This is a genomic window from Bacillus cereus group sp. BfR-BA-01441 (genome assembly GCF_022663075.1).
Lineage (GTDB): Bacteria > Bacillota > Bacilli > Bacillales > Bacillaceae_G > Bacillus_A > Bacillus_A cereus.
The window spans coordinates 15,261-36,317 of record NZ_JAKUEU010000045.1; the positions used below are offsets into that span (position 1 = coordinate 15,261).

Here is a 21,057-nt window from a genome sequence, read left to right on the forward strand (position 1 = left end):
TCATTATATATTTAGCTCTTTTTGCTTTTTGTTTTGTTTATGTCTATAGAGCAATTTACGACTTATTAGAGAAATCACTAATAAGGTCAGAATTAATAAGATAAGTTGCATAAATGATAAATCAAAATATTTAGCACCTGTAACGATTAAAAGTGTAGAAATCGTGCCTTTTACAACGAAAAAAATAATAACCCATAATCCGCCTTTTTTCCAGTTCATTTTATATTACCCTTTCCTACGTTTAAATTCTTAAAATATTTAATGATAGTTCGTAAATATGACAACTTAATAGAAATCTATTATATTAACAAAAAATTCATGTCTAATTAAATGCGACGATTCTATATTAAGTGAAAATGATATTCATTGTCAATTTTATTGATTATTTGAATACTTATTCTTAATCTCTTTCTACTTTGTTTCTTATAAGCAATACACTCTTGTATTCAAACAAAAACACCTCCATTGCATTTGCACACTTAGTATGCGAATGCAAGAGGTGTTTATTCATATACCATCAGATAAGATTTCCTGCTTTGTTTATTTCTTGTTACGTAGCTATTTTCTAGTACACGATAACTGGATCATACGTGTTCAAACTATCATATACAGTTTTTGCAACATTAGGAAGAAGGTTCACACATCCACCTGATCCTCCTGTTAAATAAGCATTATTTCCCCAGTCTTTTCGCCAGCCGGCATCGTGGAATCCTTGACCACTATTTGTGAATGGAACCCAGTAATCTACTTTAACCGCATAATCAGCTTTTCCTACTGCGTTACCTCTTAGCGTATATGGTGTTCGTTTATATAGGACGTACCACACACCTGGTGATGTATCTTCACCCGTGCTATGTTTACCCGTTACTACATTTGTTGTAACGACTAATTTTCCATCTTTATAAATCCAAATTTGTTGCTCTGCAATTGAAACTTCCGCATACGTGTCTCCGATGCCATTATTCGCTGTTGTTTTATAACCGATACCTTCCTTCTCCCAACCATTTCCGTGAATATTAGAAGCAGAAAGCGCCTTTTCGCCTTTCTCAAAGGCTTGTTGAACTTGTTTAGTTTCTTTTTCAACATCTAGTGCCCAGCCGTAGCCTTGCCCTTTTACTGATATAACTGAACCGGAATGCGTTTTAAATGAGAAATCTTTATTTAATGTTGATTTGGCATTATTAATTTCAGTAATTTTCTTCTTAATGTCACTCGCATCAATTGTAACTTTCATATCCTTTGACATAGAGGCATTTTGAATTAAATCTTTCGCTTTTAAAGGATAAACTTCATCCTGCACTTTATACTCAACAGACTGCCCAAGAAGATTCTGTAGTGCTTTCTCCTCTTTTTTGACAATCGGATCGTCTTCTTTAATAGGTTTTATGTATGCAGACTTCAGATGAATTTCGCTTTTATATTTTTGCTTATCGTAATCTTTCAGTAGACTAGTAACGTCATACTGTTTTCCTTCAACACTTTTCGAAATAACAATTTTCCCTTGTTCTAGCTTCGCCATAGCATCTTGAGGCGCTTTTAATTTTTCATTCATAGAGATGAGCGTTTCTTCTACAAGTTTTTTCATCGTTTCACTACGATACTGATCTGCCTTCTCTGGTAGTAATGAATAATTTTCTCCCTTTGAGGAAGGGAAAAATGTCCACTGACTTTTTAATAGTTTCTTAACTTGAGGCAAATCTTTTTCCGTAAGTTCCGTTTTTGTATCTTTTTCATCTAAAATTTGTTGTTGATCAACATAGACTTTGTTTGCTAGTCCAGATGTCTTTAATTTCTGTATTGCCTGATCAGCGCTCAGACCACCAACTTTTGTGTCATTAATTGTAACATTCGAATTGAAGTGAGTTGCCTGATAATAACTCATTCCCCCAATAAGAAGTGCAATTACACCAATACCCGCTGCGATAAACTTCCAATTTGTATAACGTTTTTTTGATCTTACTCGTTTTTGATCAATTTCTTCAACTGATTCATTTGTTGTATTGTTGTTCATCAATCTTTCCCCCGTATGCATTAACGTCAAACGATTTTCAACTAAAATCATAGACTAGTGTACCTTATTTTTCCTAAAATTTCATTATTTCCGACCACATTTTATCGCAATTTAATGATTTAATTTAGATTTTTTAATAGTACGATGCATTGAACAGCCCTTTACAAGTCATAAAGTGAAACTTAAATTAACCGTCACACCAAGATATTTAGCTTAATATTCTAGGGAGAAATTTTTCTCTTTACGTAAAATACGAATTATATTATCCATTTTCATGAACATCAATCCCTAATTTTGTCAAAAAAATAAACGATAGTCCTTCTACATTTTTGATAAAAGGACTATCGTTTTTTCAGTTAGAGTATTTGTATAATCGTTTAACTTTTTATTTCCTGAAGGTCTAATGTGATGAAGATGATGAAATTTCATCTCATAGCCTTTAAATGAAAAACATTATTTTTTTATGACAATCAAGTTTATTTTTATAAATTAAACCCTTAGCTTGATGCCTTCCATATATCCAGCAGCCTAAGATTAAGTAAGAGTCCGTTCAACTAGATTTTTTCTAATATTTTTAGGAGCATCTTATTTCAGCCTCGTCATATTACACTAATTGAATTTAAAACAAATCCGTATGCTATTTAGTAAAATTTACGATTCGAGACATAATTATTGCAGTAGCCAAGATAATAATAGCGGTTATCAAACCAGATTCTCCAATCCAAATCTCAGTTTGATCTCCTGTACTTGCACGTGCGAAAGGTCCTTGAATAATGGCATTCCAAGTAGTATGAATGATAACCGAAGGCCAAACGCTACCTGTGATAAGTCGTAAATAAGCTGTAATATAACTGAATGGCACAATACAAAAATAGATGCCAAGTACTGAAAGTAGGGCCGATGTTCCCTCTACATATAGACCAGCAATAACAATTGGAACATGCCACGTTGCCCAAATCAATCCGCTAATAAGGATTGGGCGTGAAAACTCTGCATCGATTAGTCTTGTAAGCATATAACCTCGCCAACCCATTTCTTCTCCCATAACTGGAATTAAGTTAAGCAAGCTACCTAATACTCCGCTCAATACTACTATAAAAATGAAACTTAATGGTATCGGTAGATACTGAAATCCAAGTATATTGTAAATAGGTTCTAGCATACCACCTTGCGGGGGCTGAAACCTCGCAATTCCGCTCAACCAGGCGATAGAATAAGTAATTCCACAAATAATCATAGGTATTAGCAGAGCAAAACCAATCCCCTTCCATATCTTTAAGTTACCGAGACTAAAAGATACATCTTTAAACCCTTCTTTCAATATTATGCGAGTCAAAATAGAAGAAAATGCCGGGGTAAACATATATACCACAATAAGCGGCATACTTTTAGTAATCATTACTAGTACATTTAGGATAATAGAAGTAATAGTTAAGATACTTAGAAAAAGTTGAAGTCCTATTTTAGCACGATGGATTTTATCTTTATTGTGGAACGATTTTGCGTGTAATAACATTGTAATCCGCCCTTCCCCTTTTATTCATTTGTTTATCAAATTTACTTCCTGTCATTTCAACAGCTACAACTTAGAATAAAAATATTTTGACATACAGATCATTCATCTTTAAAATCCCTCCCAAATTCATAATCTAGTCTTACTTGCGATTCAACAATTTAATTATTATTTATAAACTGTCATAGCCGATAGTACAAAAGTGTAATGATTAACCTATGACTTGTGTCAATTAATCTTATGACAATATGTAACTAGAAAATATGATATGGAATAAATAACAATTAAATTAAGGCAATTGATTCGTGCAAGTACATGAATCAATCTTGTTTATAAAAATAATTCAATTGAGGTGGGCAAAAATGAATAAGAAAAGAATGATTGCAATGGTTAGTACAGCTTTATTAGTCACAGGATGCGCGGAAGTAGGAAACGCTCAAACTGTAGCAGTCGAAAATTCAGGTCAATCAGTCCAAAAAAATATAGTTAAATCAATACAATCACAGGCTAACCCATTAAAAACGATAGAGCCGTCAAAACCATTTGAAGATTTAAAACCACTTAAGAAAATGATTGGGAACGCGCAATATGTAGGATTAGGAGAGAATACTCATGGAAGCTCTGAAATTTTTACTATGAAGTTTCGCCTTGTGAAATATTTGGTTACTGAAATGGGTTTTACGAATTTTGCAATGGAAGAAGATTGGGGAAACGGCTTAAAACTAAATGAATATATCCAAACAGGAAAAGGAAACCCTAGGGAATTTTTAAAATTGTTATATCCTACTGATGAAATTATAGCCATGATTGAGTGGATGAAAGATTATAATGCTGATCCATCCAATAAAAAAAAGATCCAATTTATTGGGCTCGACTTAAAGACATTGGACCAAGGTAGCTTTAATAAAGTAATTGATTATGTAAGGCTCCATCGACCAGATTTGCTGGCAGAAGTAGAAGAAAATTATAAAGAATTGTCTTCTTTTACTGGAAGTATACAGGAATATATGAAACTTGCTCCTGAAAGAAAAGAGAAGTTTAAAGCAAACGCTGAGAGAGTAGCCCGATTACTAAAAGATGAGAATGAGCAAGCCAACACAGAAATAATTCCATCCGAGTACATCTGGGCGAAAGCAGCGGCAAGTGCAATAGAGAAATTTACCACAATGCTACTCCCTAACGACTATCCAAGTATAATAAAACTACATGAACAATACTTGGCCGATCATGCAATGTGGGCACAAGAGACATTTGGTGGTAAAACGATGGTATGGGCACACAATATTCATATAGCTAAAGGAATTATCGATGAGAAATTATACCCTTATGTTGCGGGGCAGTTTTTGAAGGAACGTTTAGACAATAATTATGTCACAATTGGTAGTTCAACTACGGAGGGGAATTTTACCTTATATGATCCTTCCACTGGAGGTAAGATTACAACCGACACTATTCCACAAGATGTAAAAAGTTTCAATTATACTCTCGGAAAAGTGCCATATAAAATGTTTTTATTGGATAACCGTCACCTTAAAGGACAAGCAGAAAAATGGGTTAAAGCAAAAAGACCATTACTAAGTATAGGGGGACAAATCCTCCCGAACAGTTCGGTGTATTTTGATACTTCATTGCTTGAGCAATTTGATATTATTTTTCATATTCGAAAAACAAGTCCATCTCATATTAAATAAAAGTACAAAGCAATCCCGTTCTTGCAGATGTAAGAACGGGATTGTTTTGTGAGGATTAATAAAGTGAAACTTTAATCAGCAGGTTTTTGTTCATCCCCCACTGATTATTAGCCTTCACCAATCGTGCGTTTACCGGCAGCCCGCCCCCCACCTAACGCTGAATTTTGAGGTGGGAGTCTTACTGCCCAGTAAATAGCGGGATAAAAGCATCTTTTTTAACCAGAAGTAAGCTGCTCTCCCCTTTTTAACATCATTTAGAACTGTCATATGACACTTTTACACTAGTGAGAATGACAAAAAAAGCAGTATGATTCGGTTATTACACAGATAGGAGCGATGAACTTTATGAAATCAAGATTCATCCAGAATGGTTATTTTTTATTGCTAACTTTCGGTACAGGATTGTTTTATTTTTGTTTTTACCTAATAGCTCTGCTATTTAGTTTAACCCTTTCATTTACTGTTGTTGGGATTCCATTAATTATGCGCGTACTACAGACTACCACACCCTTTATCCAATTCGAGCGCATACAGACGAAAATTTATACAGATATTTCAACAGACTCTTACGATAGAAGTATAACAATGGATACATCGAACTGGTCTCAGGTGAAATTAGTGCTAACAGATCGTCGCACTTGGTGTGCTGTCTATTGGCTAATGCAGAAATTTACGATTGGCATTTTCAGTCTCATTAGTGCAATCATTTTTTACGTAATGCCACTTATGTTCCTGTTGGCACCACTACTGTATCGATACATCGATATGAATATTATATTTATACAAATAGATACTTTTGCCAAGTCACTCTTTGTAATGTTTATGGGTATAGTATTTACCGCCATAAGTATTAGAATAGTCGATGGTTTGACAAAGAAAATTGGGGGCTATACACGTAGTATGATTCGGCAACTAAATCAATAGAAGTTTGCAGTCTGTGAGTAGTATCGTAGTTTTAAATTAAAAAGTATAATAAGGCAGGAAGGATTAAATTATTATGTAGGAAGTAAAATGGTAGGCTATTTAGGGGGTAAAGGACTTGTTAGATATGGTTAAGTATTGGTATTGGTTTTGGTATGATTGGATTATGTTAGGGGTACGCCTACTTGCTAGTGTGTCTATCATTCTAGCTACATTAAATTTTCAGGATGGTTTAACATTACCACTTTGGATTATTATTCTTTGGGAAATTATTGCCTTCTCTGTTCCATGGGTAGCCTTACTATTCAATTATAAATATTATTTGTTCACAGAAATACTGCTATATGGTGGACTATGTATATATTTAACCCTATTATTTCCAGAAGCTTACAACACATTTCTTATATCGGTGTTTCTAATTGCTGCGAATAGTAAGCATTTGTCCTATTATTGGACAGCTCCAATAACGGTTTTTATAACAACTGGAATTTTCTATGCGGTTGCGCCAAGTAATAGCTATTGGATTATGGTCACCTATTATGGATTCGCATATGTAATGGGCTTCGCTTTTCATTTATTAATCGTCAATCATAAACAAAATGAATCAATTCGTAAACAAAACGCGGTACTTGAGCAATATATGTCTCAGATTGAACGCATTACACTGGCGGAAGAACGAAACAGACTGTCGAGTGAGCTTCATGATACAGTTGGTCACGCTTATACTTCTATTATTATGGGGATGGAAACGTTGCGCACCGAACTTGCTACTGAAATGGGTATACAGAGGCTAGATTCTCTGCTTGAAATGGGACGTAAAAGCATCGAGGACGTGAGCAAATGGAGTCTCCTTGTCAATCGCCTTCCTTAATTCAATCTCTCCAAAATCTTGGAGCCGAATTTCAGGAGCACGCTCTGGTTAATGTAAGTTTTCGGGCATACGGAGAGGAATATGAATTGTCTCGGCAAGCGAAGATAGCGTTCATTCGTTGCTTACAAGAGTCCCTTACGAATGCAGTACGTCATGGTCAGGGAACTGAAATTATAGTTTCATTGCAGTTTGAACAACAATATACGAGATTAGAAGTTCAAGATAATGGAAAAGGAAATGTAGAATGGCAAGAAGGCTTCGGTATGAATGCGATGAAAGAACGAGCAATGAATTTGCAAGGTCAATTGTCTGTATATACAAAGCCAGATGAAGGAATGCTTGTTACATGTACCATACCGCGACAAACTGAAATAAAAGATGGACTTATTCGTTTGTTAATTGTAGACGACCAGCCGTTTGTTCGGGAAAGTTTGAGGACACTACTCGATAGATATGAAGATTTAAATGTAGTCGGTTTGGCCGAGGATGGCAATGAAGCCATCGATTTGTGTGGGCGCCTTCAACCTCATGTTATACTTATGGATTTAGATATGCAACACATGGATGGAGTCGAAGCAACCAAAAAGATTAAGCAACAATGGCCACATATCCGCATATTGATTTTTACCACTTTTCAGGATACCGAACAGGCGTTGGAATCGCTTCGCAACGGTGCGGATGGTTTTTTACTCAAATCTATTGAAACATTGGAGCTAGCTAATACGATCCGACTTATTCACAAAGGTGGGACACTGATTGATCAGGGAATGTCTCACAAAATATTTGAAAAGTTTGATGCGCAAAAAGAGACACCACAATCAAAAGCAACCGCTTATGAGCTAACAGCTAGGGAGATAGAAATATTGCAACTAGTAGCCAAGGGACTTCGATACACTACCATAGCATCAAGGTTATATTTATCGAATGGTACGGTCAGAAATTATGCTTCCACAGCTTATACAAAGCTAGGAGTCCGCAACAAAGAAGAAGCTGTGCAAAAGGCTCTAGAAATTGGAATTATTGAATAAGAAAAATGTTTTTTTGTTTCTCTACAGCAAGGTAAAATGTAGTTACAAGGTACAGTAGAAGATAAAGTGAAACTTTAATCAGTGGGGTTTGTTCATCCCCCACTGATTATGAGCCCTCACCAATCGTGCTGCCCGTTAATGCGGGATAAACAACATCATTACATTAATCTTTTTTAGGGAGTACAATTCCTTTAAATAATTGAACAGTAATCCAGTAATACATCGAGTAAATTACTACAAAAATAACAAGTGGTAACCAAATGCGAGAGTACGGATCGATTACAAGAGGGCTAAACATGTTCATACCAACTAATATATGAGTAATCCCTACAATTGCTGGGAATAAGAATATGAAGAATAACTCTTTATAAATCGATTTTGTTAATAACTCTCGGCGAACACCAATTTTATGAAGCATTTGATAACGTGTTACATCTTTTGATGCTCCCGACAGAACTTTAAACATTAAGCAGCTTGCCATCATTGCTAAAAATGCAATTCCAACGAAGAAACCCATAAACATTAGTCCGCTGGCAAAATCATGACTCATAATATATGTTTGATACTTACTACCCAATTCTTCCGCTTTCACATTTTTATATTTTGCTATCTGTAATTCATCAAGTTTTTTCCATTCTTTTATGTATGATCCAAAATCATCTGTTTTCCCCATAAACACAATACTTTCTTTCCCCTTCAATCCATTGTATATGTTATAATCTACAATTTTTATTTCATAATCAGGATATAAATAATTGGGCTGGATCGTTCTGAAAACCTGAATCCATTGTTTTGTGTCTGTCTCTCCTTCAGCCCGTTTTATTGAAAATGCACCAATTGGTATTTCCTCTGAAGCTTTCTCTATTTTCATACCTTGCAAGAAAGGGCGATTTTTCTCTACATCTTCTTTAAGATAATAAACATATCTATCATCAACTTTGTAATGATATTCAAGTTTTTCTTGAAATAAGATACTACCCAAAATTGTCTTTTCTTCCACTGTTGGATTATGAATGACTGAATCGTAAATTTGTATTTGATCTGTAATTTTTAGGATGTTGTTTTTAAATGCCATACCACAAGCAATTCCACCAGCACCAAGAGCCACTAAAATTGCTACTGTTGCAAGCACATTTGTTAGACTATTAATGCGGAAATTTAATTGTGCAAAAGTAAAAGCATTGAGGCCTTTTTCACTACGTTTTTTATTACTCTTTAGCTTGTTAATCATAACTGGAAGAAGTGATCCAAATATAAGGTAAGTACCAACAGTTGCTGAGATTAATCCAACAGCCATTAATCCCAAAACAATTAGCGAATTTGCAGATGATATATAAATAAGTGATGCATAACCAATACCCAATAAAAGAATACCAAGGAATGCAACTACAACTGTCATTTTTCCTTTTATGGCAACACGTTCTGTTTGTTCATCAGCATGTACAAGTTGCAGTACAGAAATACGAGATAATTTAATACTATTCATAATTGCAGATAATACAAAGAGTGCAAAGAAGAAGATGCAAGTAATAGCTATAGATGGCAGATAAAATGCTTTATAACCTTCGCCAGCAAACTCGAGTTGTTTCATTAATAGCTGACCGATACCTTCTGCAAGTCCTACACCAATTGTAATTCCAATCAAAAGAGAGGTGGCACCTAATATGATTGTTTCAATGAACATAAGTAAGGTAACTTTATGCTTTTTTGCTCCTAACATCATATACATACCAAATTCTTTTTGACGAAGAGCTGATAAGAAAGAGTTTGCATATAAAATATAGAAAAATGTGATAATCGCTAACAAAACGGAACCAATTTTAAAGACAGCCACAATATCCCTAATAGAAGAGTTAGATTCAAGGAACGTTTTATTGGATGCTAGCGTTTGAAACATATAAAAAGTTGAAATAGAGACAATAAGACCAACAAGTAAAACAATGTAATCTTGCAACTTACTTTTTAGGCCTGACATAGAAAGCTTAAATAACATGATTGAACTTCCTTCCTTACGCTTTTTGTGTGCCTAAGTTTGCAAGCACATCTAAAATTTCTTTATAGAATTCTTCACGGGTACTACCGCGATGAATTTCTTTATATAACTCACCATCTTGAATGAATAAAATACGTTGACAGTAACTTGCGCTGTAAGGATCATGCGTAACCATCATAATGGATACACCTTGCTCTTTATTTAAGCTTGTCATGGCATTAAGTAAACTCGTTGCATTTTTAGAATCTAGAGCTCCAGTCGGCTCATCTCCCAAAATAATTGCTGGTTCATGAACTAACGCACGTGCTGCTGCGGAACGTTGCTTTTGTCCACCAGATACTTCAGAAGGATATTTTTGAAGTATCGCTGTAATGCCTAACATATCAGCTACTTTTTCTACTTTCTTTCCAATATTACGAGATGAAACACCTTGAAGTGAAAGTGGGAGTGCGATATTTTCATAGATAGATAAATTCTCCAATAAGTTAAAGTCTTGGAAAATGAATCCTAACTTTTGTGAACGAAAATCAGAAAGTTCCCCCTGCTTCATCCTCGTAATATCCGTTCCTGCAATTTCAACAACGCCGCCTGTCGCTTTATCTAACGTTGAAATTACATTTAATAATGTTGTTTTACCAGAACCAGAAGGCCCCATAATACCAACAAACTCTCCCTCTTGAATTGAGAATGATACACCTTTTAATGCGTGTGATTGATTCTCACCTTTTTTACCGTACAATTTTTGAATGTTTTTTACATCTACAACTGGCTTTATCATTTATATCCTCCTACATTTTTTTATTTCATTACAATAAGCTACTAAATTTGTTTACTACTAACAAAATAGACATGTTACCTCCACACTTAAGCTACAATGAAATCTTTCCTTTTATCTTCTTTGCTCACCTCATCACTTTGAATACACCCATGATAAACTATGAAAATTAGGAAACACCCCGTAAAATCCTTAAGATTTCTTAAGTTTTAAAAAAAGCTTATGGAACCTGTAGTTCCATAAGCTTTCTATCTAATTGAATGTTCAACAATAAAAGACATCCAACCATCTTTATATTCTGCATGTATATTACCATGATGAAGTTCAACAATTCTTTTTGAAATAGCAAGTCCCAGTCCATTTCCCTGGTCATCTTTTCTTGCCTTGTCCCCCCTGAAAAACCTTTCAAACAATTTATTTGGATCGCTAACAGGCGGTTTCTCGACTTTATTTGATACTTTCAACATTGCCTTGTTACCTATTAGTTCAAGACATATAGATAATTCGGATGGTTTCATGCTGTACTTTATCGCATTCATAAAAAGATTTTCATAAACACGTACCATTTTTTCTACATCTATGAAGATAGGTATTGTTTCTTGCGTAATTGATTTTTGAACGATTAAACTTTCCTTTTCAAATATAGGTATGTATTCTCCAACTATTTGTTCCAACAAACCTGATAAATCAACTTCATTAAGGTTTAACTTAGCATCTATACCTGATAAACGAGTATACTCAAACAGCTCATCAATTAAATATTTCAGTCTCTGTGACTTTGAATACGTGGTTTCAAGGTATTCCTGTAATTGTATGTTACTGTTGTATTGCCCTCTTTTTAATAAATCTATATAGCCAATAATAGATGTTAAAGGTGTGCGTAAATCATGAGATACATTGGTGATAAGTTCATTTTTTGTACGTTCTAATTGTCTTTCTTGTTCAAATGTATTCTCCAATTCCTTGGACATATAGTTGATATTTTGAGCAAGTTGGGTCAATTCGTCCTTCCCCTTAATCCCAATTGTTAAACCCAGTTTTCCATTTGCAATATCATTCACATTTTCCGAAATGAGCTTCAAATATACTATTTTCTTTCGAACCAATAGCAAAAAGATTACTATAAAGTTTAAGATTGCGAACGTAAATAAGAACAACATTGCGAGTCTCACTTCAAACATGCCAAAATCTTCGTGTTTTATAAAAAATGGATCTATGACGTATTGCACAATGAGGATTGTTAAACCAAATGAAATAAAAAAACTAATTGCAACAGCACCAAGAAGTTTTATAATAATCTTATTTCTGAAACTAACATTCTTCATATTTTATACCCAATTCCCCAAACAGTTTTAATATAAATGGGATGTTTAGAATCTTCTTCAATTTTGTCTCTTATTTTTGTAATATGCACCATGACGGTATTATCTGATTTATAAAAAACCTCTTTCCAAACTGCTTCATATATTTTTGCTACACTCAGGACAATCCCTTTGTTACGGGCGAGTAGTTCGAGAATAGCAAACTCTTTTGGAGTTAACCTTGTTTCTTTTCCCCTTACCCATACTTGACGAGTATCTGTATTCACGGTTAAGTCACCAATTTCTAGAATACTTTTATTATGTTCTATGGACGTATTGTATTTTTTAAACCTTCTTAATTGGGATTTTACCCTAGCAATTAATTCTAGTGGGTTAAACGGTTTTGATAAATAATCGTCTGCACCAGAGGCTAGGCCCTGAATTTTGTCTATATCCTCAGATTTTGCAGATAGCATAATGATAGGCATATTGCGATCTTCCCTAATTTTCATACATGCTTCAATGCCATCCATATTCGGCATCATAATATCTAAAATAATCAAATCAAATTCCTTTTCTTCTAACAGTTGTAAAGCTTGTATAGCATCTTCTGCCTTTTGAGTTTTTAGGCCTTCATTTTCCAAATATACTGAGATAAGATTTCTAATCTCTTTATCATCATCAACAATAAGAATTTTCGACTCCATTTTATTCCTCCACATTAAATGCAATAAGTATTCAATAAAGCATATATTTGTTGTTACTTAGTTAATAAACTTAATAGAGATGGTTTCTATCTTCTTTCTTTACTTAAGACGATCTTTTGTAAAATACACAAAAAGACCGTCACAGTATTGTGACGAAAAAACAAGAAAATTTCAATAACTAATACTATTATTATTTATTTTTAGCTTTTAAGACACCCAGCGCTATTTTGGTTGCTTCTGCAATAAGCTTATCATCGTATTTAGCATCCTCTTTATCATGATTAGAAAGTATCGCAAGAACAATTGGCTTTTTATTTGGTGGCCAAATAATTGCGATATCATTTCTGGTTCCATAAGATCCCGAGCCCGTCTTATCAGCTACTTCCCATCCTCCTGGAACTCCAGCACGAATTAAGTTGTCTCCCGTAGTATTCCTTTTCATCCAATCTATTAATAAATCCCGTTTCTCAGTTGAAAGTACATCTCCTAGCGCAAAAGCCTGAAGACTAGTAGCTAATGCCTTTGGGGTACTAGTATCATGTACGTCTCCTGGATGCACTTCGTTTAACTCTGGTTCAAAACGTTCAGGATTTGTAACGGTATCTCCTATTTCTCTCAGTGATTTTTTGAATTCACTAGGTCCACCTAATTGTTTAAGAATAAGATTTTGCGCAGTATTATCACTATATCGAAGGGAAGCATCTGCAAGCTCTTTCAGAGTCATACCCCTATCAACATACTTTTCTGTAATTGGATTGTAATTAACAAGATCTTCACGAGTATACAAAACTCTTTGATTTAGATCTTCTATTGATTTCTTTTGTAAAAGTACTCCCACAGCTAAAGCTTTGTGGGTAGATGCGTATGCAAACCGTTTATCTGATTGATACGTAACGGTTTGATTCGTATCAGTGTCCAATGCATAAATACCGAGTTTAGCATCAAATTCTTTTTCAAGTTTAGCAAAAGAGTCATTACCAGTAGTTTCTTGTTTGGTTTGATTTGTTTGTTTTGTTTGTTTAGGTAATTCAGACTGAGTATTGCCATCGGAACAGCCTATAAGCGTTGCACACGAAAGAAATACTACAGGTACCATCTTTTTGTAATGTAAAATGTTAAAAAACTTGTTTAAGACTATCATATATTTTCAACCTCTTTCAAGAATATATAGTTTTTCTAGGTGTTATACATATCGATACAATTAAAGAGTGTATCGGATATCACTCTTCTTGCATCTCACTTTTCATAAAATGATTGAACTATCATGAACACCTGTTTTATACGTATACTTAATAGACAACCTAAGTAACAAGTTTGTTCCATTTTTATCAGTAGTCGTATCTAGAAACCTAAAAGAGTCCATTTAGAAGATTTAAATGGACTCTTTCACTCATATAATACCATCTATTGTTAAACAAATAAGATTAAATACATTTAAATTTTCTTGTTTTATCTACTAAACTGTTTAGGCATTTCTTTAACGTGCTTATCATCATCACGCCAATCATAGGTTTCTTTCTGCGAAACATCTAAAGTTTGATCTCCAATTCTAACAATATTCTTATTTACCCATTCAATATATGGATCGGTATCTGGATAATTCCAATATATATTTTTCTCTAAATCTGTATCAAGGTTAACTAATTCACCCCTAACAGCATCCGCACTTAATGATCCTGCATTATGAAAATAAGTCTTGATGAGATATTTTCCATCTGGAGATTTCACTGTTCGAATTAATTCCCCTTTTGGAACACCTTGCAAACTAAAAAGTTTCCAATATCCAAATCCAATTATAATTACTAACATAGTAAGTATAGTTAGTAATACTTTTCTTTTTGTTTTTTTAATTTCACCTTTTGTATTTATAATACTCATTCAACTCCATTCCATAATATATCAAAAATAAAAATCCTCCGTTAATACGGGATAAACATGAAAATTCCCATTTAGGAAAACTTTAAAAAATCAGACAGTATACTTGAATTGCTCTTCGCATGAGAATATACTAATAAAGTAGGCTATGACGTTCCTTCCTTCTAACTTCTTTGGCGAAATAGGGATGTTACTTTCCTGCTAAACACATAGGCTATGACAATTCTTCCTTCTTTGTAGAAATTTCAAATTGTTTTAGAGTTGTCAATTTCCTATGAAAATAATTAGACTATAAAACCTCTTTCTTCTTTAGGATTGAATAAACTTTAGTTTATCAACCATTGATGTAGAGGTTTTCTTTTCTTAATTAACAAATTACCACTTAACAACTAAATGTTATACCCCTAATTTTTCACTAAAAAATAGCTATGTACCCTCTGTGCATTTTTCTACAATTAGTGTGTTTATACATATAAAAATAAAAATCTACCACTGAAAGGAGGACAGTCAGACTATTCCCCTCTTTTATAAGGCGTGAATAGCTGGCGTTCTCATGAAAAATTCTATTTACATAAGAAGAAGTTTGAAAGTAATTATAAAAAGAGAAGAAAATAAACTACCGAACATGTATTTAGCCACTGCTTTAAAAAACTTGGAAAGTTTAGGATTTACTTTTTCTGAGCCTTTAATAGAAGAGTTGCAAACACTTTCGGTTGGTGCATTCACATCGTTTTACAAAGAGTTGGTAAAACATTTAAAAGAAATGGTTGGTGCACATATTCAGTTTACTCCTATGTATCCAAACTTTCCGCAACAAATGATGGATTTAAGTGACGCTGATTTATACATCAATGCCGTTATTCATTATGTGACGTTGCGCCTACCTGTATCAAAAGTAGAAGAACGACTTCCTCTTTTAGATAGCGTTGATTTGAAAGTTATTGACTTAGGAAGTGAAGAAGATTTCAATCAAATGATTTCTCAATTGATTCGTGCAAACAGCTCTATTTCCTCAACTGATAAGACAGATGTAGAATGGGCTATTACACACACTGAAGATGTTTCCTGTTTTCTACCTAATGTAATTCCCCATAAGGAAAATATGTCTTTTATAATTGGGGTTTTATTAATAAACAGAAAAATATCAGCCGATGCTGCTGCAAAGTATTTTAAAACAGCAACTGATGTTCTTCGCCTTGCAGTTGCTTTATCTGAAGGTGATGTGAGTTTAGCATCCTCCGTTCGATTCAAGAAGTTTAACCGAGTAGAAAGACGCTTCCTTTTAGGATTGTTAGAGCAATGCGGAAACATTACCGAAGATATGATTCGATACAAAAAACGTTGGATTCGTTTAGGTGAAATTCTTCATCCAGCAGAATATCATACTCGTTTCCCAAAAACCCACCGAGCATTTGAGATGCTTCGCAACAACATTAAAGTTGAAACATTTAATGGAAAAATAGAAGCAGCTTTGTTGAATCGTGATATCATGACAGCGAAAAATCTTTTAAAAACTCGCCCGGGGGAATTTGCCAGACGCTTGGATCATTTAATCCGTTTATGTAGTGATACGTCAACAGATGTTTTCAATATTCTCGAAGAGTTTCTAAGTATAATAGGAAATGTTTCTACTCCTGTATTACTTCAACTCACGGCTCATTTTAAGCATCGAAATGATAAAAATGAATTTCGCACCTTTTTTCCAAAGGGAAATGTAGCAAAAGCTATAGGTATTGAAAATACACTTCCATTTATCTCAGAGGATATTTGTTTAATGATTGTAAAAATGTGTGAAGATACTTTAAAAAATCGCTTCGCAGAACTTCCAAGTCTCGGAAAAGTATTTTTGGATGAACAGTTAAAAAATCACTTAGTTCCCTTCTCTCAACGTTCAGCCAGCAAAGCGCTTCGCACATTATCTCGAGGAAGTAAAGTAGATTTGCCAGAAGGAGATACGATTCGTTTTTTCCTATGGTGGAAAGAAGGCTATGTGAATGGACAACATACAGGACGTGTTGACATTGATTTGTCTGCTGCAATGTACGACGAAGATTGGCAATACAAAGAACATGTATCCTTCACGAACTTACGTTCAAAAAATTTCAAAGCCTACCATAGCGGAGATATTACTTCTGCACCAAAGGGAGCATCTGAATTCATTGATTTCGATATTCCGTCTGTGCTGAAATATGGTGGACGCTATGTAGTTATGACTTTGCTTTCTTACACAGACCAACCATATAAAGATTTACCAGAATGCTTTACTGGTTGGATGGTTCGTCAATATCCTGGTTCAGGTGAAATATTTGAACCTTCTACTGTTCAAGATAAAGTGGATATTACTGCCGACACCCAAATCTCTATTCCAGTTATTTTAGACTTAAAGGAACGAAAATTGATTTGGACAGATTTGTCTCTTACAAGAGATCTAACTTATGATAATACCATCGAGGCTAATCAAAAAGGTATGATACTTGTTGGAAAGGCTTTAACTAATTTAGTTAAACCGAATTTATATGACTTGTTCCGATTACATATTGAAGCTAGAGGTGAACTCGTTCAAGACATCGAAGAAGCAGAAAGCATTTTTTCTTTGGATAAAGGGATTACTCCTTTCGATATTGAAAAAATAATATCTGATTTTATTGCTGACCCACAAGACTAACTACATTACAAACATTGATAATGTGTGGAAAATATCCATGTATAATGTCTATGTGAAACAGGACCTGATAGATGAATATCAGGTCCTGTTTTTTATTTAGTAGATACTAAATAGTCCGGTTAATCACTATTCATCTAAATACACTATACTAATAAAGTGAAATTTATTCGAAAGAAATTCATTAGTTAATACGTAACTAATTAAGAAACATTCATATACCAGCCCAAACATCTTTTCCATATCGCCCTTCATCTTGCACACGATCCAACCAATTTCTTGCTTCTTGTTCACTGACTTCATGAATTTCTTGATATGCTTGACAAAGGGTATCTTCTACATCCGGAGCCATTTTACTTCCATCACCACATATATAAAGATGAGCTCCATTATCTAATAACGAAATTAAATTGATTCTATCTTGTTTTATCAAATGCTGTACATATGTTTTTGGATGTCCCTCTAAACGAGAAAAAGCTGTGTGTAAAGAGATTAATCCATCTCTTTCATCATTTTCTAGTTCTGTACGATAAAGATAATCTTTTTCAGGATGACGACAACCAAAATATAGATGCGCTTGTCCTAAGTTCATACCTTTTTGCTTTTGAACACGACGCGCTTGCAAGAATCCACGGAATGGTGCAATTCCAGTACCTGGCCCAACCATAATAATTGGTGTTTCTGGATCTTTAGGTAATTCAAAGTTTGATTGTGGCGTTCGAATGAAACAGATAATCTCATCTTTATTATGACGCTGAGCTAAGTAATTAGAAGCGACTCCTTCATATGTCCCTTCCCCACTCCATGCAGGTGCATTAACAACACCGACCGTAATGCTCAGACGATTGTGTGCAACGAGTGGAGAGCTTGAAATAGAATAGTAACGCGGTTTGAGCGCAGGGAGAAGTTCTAAAAAGCGTTCAAATCGGATTTCACAAGCCTCATACCTTTCAAGAAGGTCCAACATTGAAATCCGTTTCTTTAATATTTGTTCATGATAAACTCCTTCTTCTAATAATGCTTCCAATTCTTTTTTATGAGGAGGACATGCTGTGAATGTTACCATTTCTCGTATTTGTGCTCGAGTGGCTGCTTCTTGAACTTCAACACTATAACTAAGAAGGTCCAATAAACTAACAGGACTGTCTAGAGGTATGTGATTTATACTTCGTCCACTTGCACTCAGTATAACTTGATCCTTCCCATTTAATCCAAAACGTTTTAAAATTCGGTTGATATTTTTCTCGCTATTAACTGGCAACACTCCAAGGTGGTCTCCTTCTTTATATGTAGCGCCTTCTGGCAAAGATACCTCGATATGTCGTGTACTTCTATCACTGCTGGATGATTGGAGTTCACGATTTTCTAGTATAGATGCATAAACTGCTTCATATGTTCGTGCAAGAGGAAATCCTCCAAGACGACTGACAAATTGCAGACTCAAAGTACTGCGCTCTTTTTCCATATTTTTGTTGAGCTCCAATCCAAATGCCTTCATCGCATCAGACCACATGCTTTGTTTCCATTGCTCAAGCTGTTCCTCGAAATCACCACTTGCATCTGCTTCTCCGCGTTTAGAAAATCTTGTTGCTCCTTTTTGAGCCATCTGCTCATCAATGTATCTTGGAATCCGTTGATAGGTACTAGCCCAATTATGATCTCCACAACCAAAAACTGCGTATTGAACACCTTTTAGCTCATCTGGTTTTAGTTCCTCCAACCATTGCACAAACTGCCCTGCATTACTTGGCGGTTTTCCATTATAAGAAGAAGTCACAATAAGTACCGCTCCTTCTTTTGGCAAACTTCCAATTCGATCGTTAAGAGCTACCACTTCCGTTTGAACCCCTTCTAAACTAGCTGTATCTGCTAATTCTCTTGCAATACCTTCTGCTACACCTGTATCCGAGCCATACAGAACAAGAAGTGAAAGATTATCGGCCCCAATAATAGAAGGTGTCTTCTGGACGTGTTGCTTAATTTCATCGTTTTTCAGCTTGTCCTCTGTAGGTGCAAGAACAGTAGGATGACTAATAGTTTGTTTTCGGGGTAGAATCCTAATCTTAAAATCACCGGGCTTTAGCGTTAATGTTTGTTTTACATCCAGCTGATAGTTTTGATAATCGATTAATTCAAAATGTTGAAGAAGCATTCCCATTACAAGAGTGGCTTCATGAAGTGCAAATTGCATACCGATACATGCTCTCTGGCCATTTCCAAATGGCTTATAAGCATGATGAGGAACCTTATCCAGCTCTTCAAATCGTTCAGGTTGGAATTCTTCCACATTGTCTCCCCATGCATCTTTATCCCTATGTAGCTGTGGAATAAGAACAGAAATACGATCTTCTCCTTTCTTAATTGGGTATTTCCCGCCAATCACTGTATCTTCTTTTGCATAGAGACTGAATGCTGGAGCGGTAGGCCATAGACGTAGCGATTCATTTAAAATCATCCGTATATACTTCAGTTTCATAACTTGTTGGTATGTTGGAGTAGGATCTGTCAAAACACGGTCTACTTCTTCATAGGCTTTTTTCAATTTATCCGGATTCTTTAATAAGAAGTAAATTGCAAAAGATAACAATCCACTTGTTGTCTCATGTCCAGCTATTAAAAAAGTAATAATTTGGAAACGAATGTTTTCATCATCTAATTTTTCACCAGTTTCCGGATCTGGCACATTTAGCATACGGGAAAGTAAATCATTTTCTTCCTGATCTCCACTACTTTTACGTTCAGCAATAATATTATCTACTAAAGAAAACATAGATTGAATATCATGCTGAAATTGACGTTTCGTTCTCCACATAAGTTTGTCTTCTATATCCAGCCGCTGCAATTGGTGCATCGCCTCATCTAGAGCACGGGTCATGCTAGTAATAAAAGGATGAGGTGTCTCACGATAAAAGCTATTGAAGCGGTAATTAAAACCACATAGACCAATTGTATCTAACGTAAGGCGAGTCATATCCTCCGGAACATCTACGTTTTCATTCGGATTAAGTCGTGCCCATTTTTGAACGAGTTGTACAGCAATATCGACCATCATGGCATGGTAATCTTTCATTGCCCGTTGACTGAATGTAGGCATCAAAATATTATGAGCTTTTTTCCAGTTCGGTTCGTGAGTCTCGCTTGTAAATAATCCGTCTCCAGCAAAGGCACGAACTTTTGCTAAAGCACCCTCTATACTTTTATCGAACCGTGTTTCGTCACAAACTTCTGCTGCCAATTCATGTCCAGAAACGACAATGATGGTATCACTTAAAGTTTGAATTTGAAAAATGGGACCATACTCTTCCGCTATCTTGATAAAGGATAGGGTCGGTTTATCTTTATCGATTAATGGGAGATTACCCAGCGGTCCATATGTTTTCGGCTGAGGAATGGCAGATACTTTTTTTTCCATTAAAAACACCCTTTCAAAAAAGCATGAAATAAAGATATGTAATTGATTACCTTATTTTATCTTTTCCCTAACTATTCATGATTATGATATTGCGTATAAGCTTGGCAATTAGATTTATAACTTGTAAAAAAATACTAAATTAAAATGAAGCGAATAAATATAGTTGGAGCCTTTTAATGTTGGTATTAAAAGATAATCTAAACTTGTAATGTTTATGAGAAATTGCAAACGGATCTCATCTCTTGTATTTGTTCATAAAAATGATTATTTTGATTCATTTTCTTCTAAAACACCCCA

General features: G+C 34.8%; 13 protein-coding genes and 1 pseudogene. 4 read left to right on the forward strand and 10 right to left on the reverse strand.

The genetic code is table 11. The annotated features are described in order from the left end of the window. Window positions 1-3: 3 nt before the first annotated feature. The 3 genes from MR107_RS18485 to MR107_RS18495 form a co-directional block, all read right to left on the reverse strand. Window positions 4-219 (reverse strand): hypothetical protein, encoded by a 216-nt coding sequence (locus tag MR107_RS18485; RefSeq protein WP_001104104.1) that lies wholly within the window; start codon window positions 217-219, stop codon window positions 4-6. A gap of 346 nt (window positions 220-565) precedes the next feature. Continuing rightward, window positions 566-2,011, reverse strand: a complete 1,446-nt coding sequence (locus MR107_RS18490; RefSeq protein WP_074555285.1) for a L,D-transpeptidase family protein — start codon at window positions 2,009-2,011, stop codon at window positions 566-568. Window positions 2,012-2,648: 637 nt separating this feature from the next. Continuing rightward, a complete protein-coding gene (locus tag MR107_RS18495) occupies window positions 2,649-3,527 on the reverse strand; it encodes a CPBP family glutamic-type intramembrane protease (protein WP_242292588.1) in 879 nt (292 codons plus the stop codon). Window positions 3,528-3,886: 359 nt separating this feature from the next. Here MR107_RS18495 and MR107_RS18500 point away from each other — a divergent pair, with 359 nt between their 5' ends. The 3 genes and pseudogenes from MR107_RS18500 to MR107_RS18510 all read left to right on the forward strand — a co-directional run bounded on the left by MR107_RS18500 (window position 3,887) and on the right by MR107_RS18510 (window position 8,035). Further along, entirely contained in the window at window positions 3,887-5,215 is a 1,329-nt protein-coding gene (locus MR107_RS18500) for an erythromycin esterase family protein (protein WP_242292589.1), read from the forward strand. A gap of 345 nt (window positions 5,216-5,560) precedes the next feature. Next, window positions 5,561-6,139, forward strand: coding sequence for a sensor domain-containing protein (locus tag MR107_RS18505; RefSeq protein WP_000842192.1), 579 nt, complete (start codon window positions 5,561-5,563; stop codon window positions 6,137-6,139). Window positions 6,140-6,254: 115 nt separating this feature from the next. Continuing rightward, a pseudogene (locus MR107_RS18510) lies at window positions 6,255-8,035 on the forward strand (response regulator). Between the two features lie 163 nt (window positions 8,036-8,198). On the opposite strand, the gene MR107_RS18515 reads toward MR107_RS18510, so the two are convergent. The 6 genes from MR107_RS18515 to MR107_RS18540 all read right to left on the reverse strand — a co-directional run bounded on the left by MR107_RS18515 (window position 8,199) and on the right by MR107_RS18540 (window position 14,689). Beyond that, on the reverse strand, window positions 8,199-10,028 hold the full coding sequence (locus MR107_RS18515) for an FtsX-like permease family protein (RefSeq protein ID WP_074555293.1): 1,830 nt from the start codon (window positions 10,026-10,028) through the stop codon (window positions 8,199-8,201). A gap of 16 nt (window positions 10,029-10,044) precedes the next feature. Continuing rightward, complete coding sequence (locus MR107_RS18520) at window positions 10,045-10,806, reverse strand: ABC transporter ATP-binding protein (protein ID WP_000595170.1); 762 nt, start codon at window positions 10,804-10,806, stop codon at window positions 10,045-10,047. A 245-nt stretch (window positions 10,807-11,051) separates the two neighbouring features. Next, window positions 11,052-12,128 (reverse strand): HAMP domain-containing sensor histidine kinase, encoded by a 1,077-nt coding sequence (locus MR107_RS18525; RefSeq protein ID WP_000800285.1) that lies wholly within the window; start codon window positions 12,126-12,128, stop codon window positions 11,052-11,054. Then, window positions 12,125-12,811: a response regulator transcription factor gene (locus MR107_RS18530; protein ID WP_016081007.1), complete on the reverse strand. Its 687-nt coding sequence runs from the start codon at window positions 12,809-12,811 to the stop codon at window positions 12,125-12,127. The genes MR107_RS18525 and MR107_RS18530 overlap by 4 nt, the downstream gene beginning before the upstream one ends. A 190-nt stretch (window positions 12,812-13,001) precedes the next feature. Then, window positions 13,002-13,952, reverse strand: a complete 951-nt coding sequence (gene bla / locus MR107_RS18535) for a class A beta-lactamase (RefSeq protein WP_016512586.1) — start codon at window positions 13,950-13,952, stop codon at window positions 13,002-13,004. A gap of 308 nt (window positions 13,953-14,260) precedes the next feature. Next, window positions 14,261-14,689, reverse strand: coding sequence for a DUF5412 domain-containing protein (locus tag MR107_RS18540; RefSeq protein ID WP_074555301.1), 429 nt, complete (start codon window positions 14,687-14,689; stop codon window positions 14,261-14,263). A gap of 550 nt (window positions 14,690-15,239) precedes the next feature. Between MR107_RS18540 and MR107_RS18545 the strand changes: the two genes are divergently transcribed. Beyond that, complete coding sequence (locus tag MR107_RS18545; RefSeq protein WP_242292590.1) at window positions 15,240-17,351, forward strand: TerD family protein; 2,112 nt, start codon at window positions 15,240-15,242, stop codon at window positions 17,349-17,351. A gap of 211 nt (window positions 17,352-17,562) precedes the next feature. On the opposite strand, the gene cypD is transcribed toward MR107_RS18545, so the two are convergent. After that, window positions 17,563-20,760, reverse strand: coding sequence for a bifunctional P-450/NADPH--P450 reductase (gene cypD / locus MR107_RS18550; RefSeq protein ID WP_242292591.1), 3,198 nt, complete (start codon window positions 20,758-20,760; stop codon window positions 17,563-17,565). Window positions 20,761-21,057 lie beyond the last annotated feature (297 nt).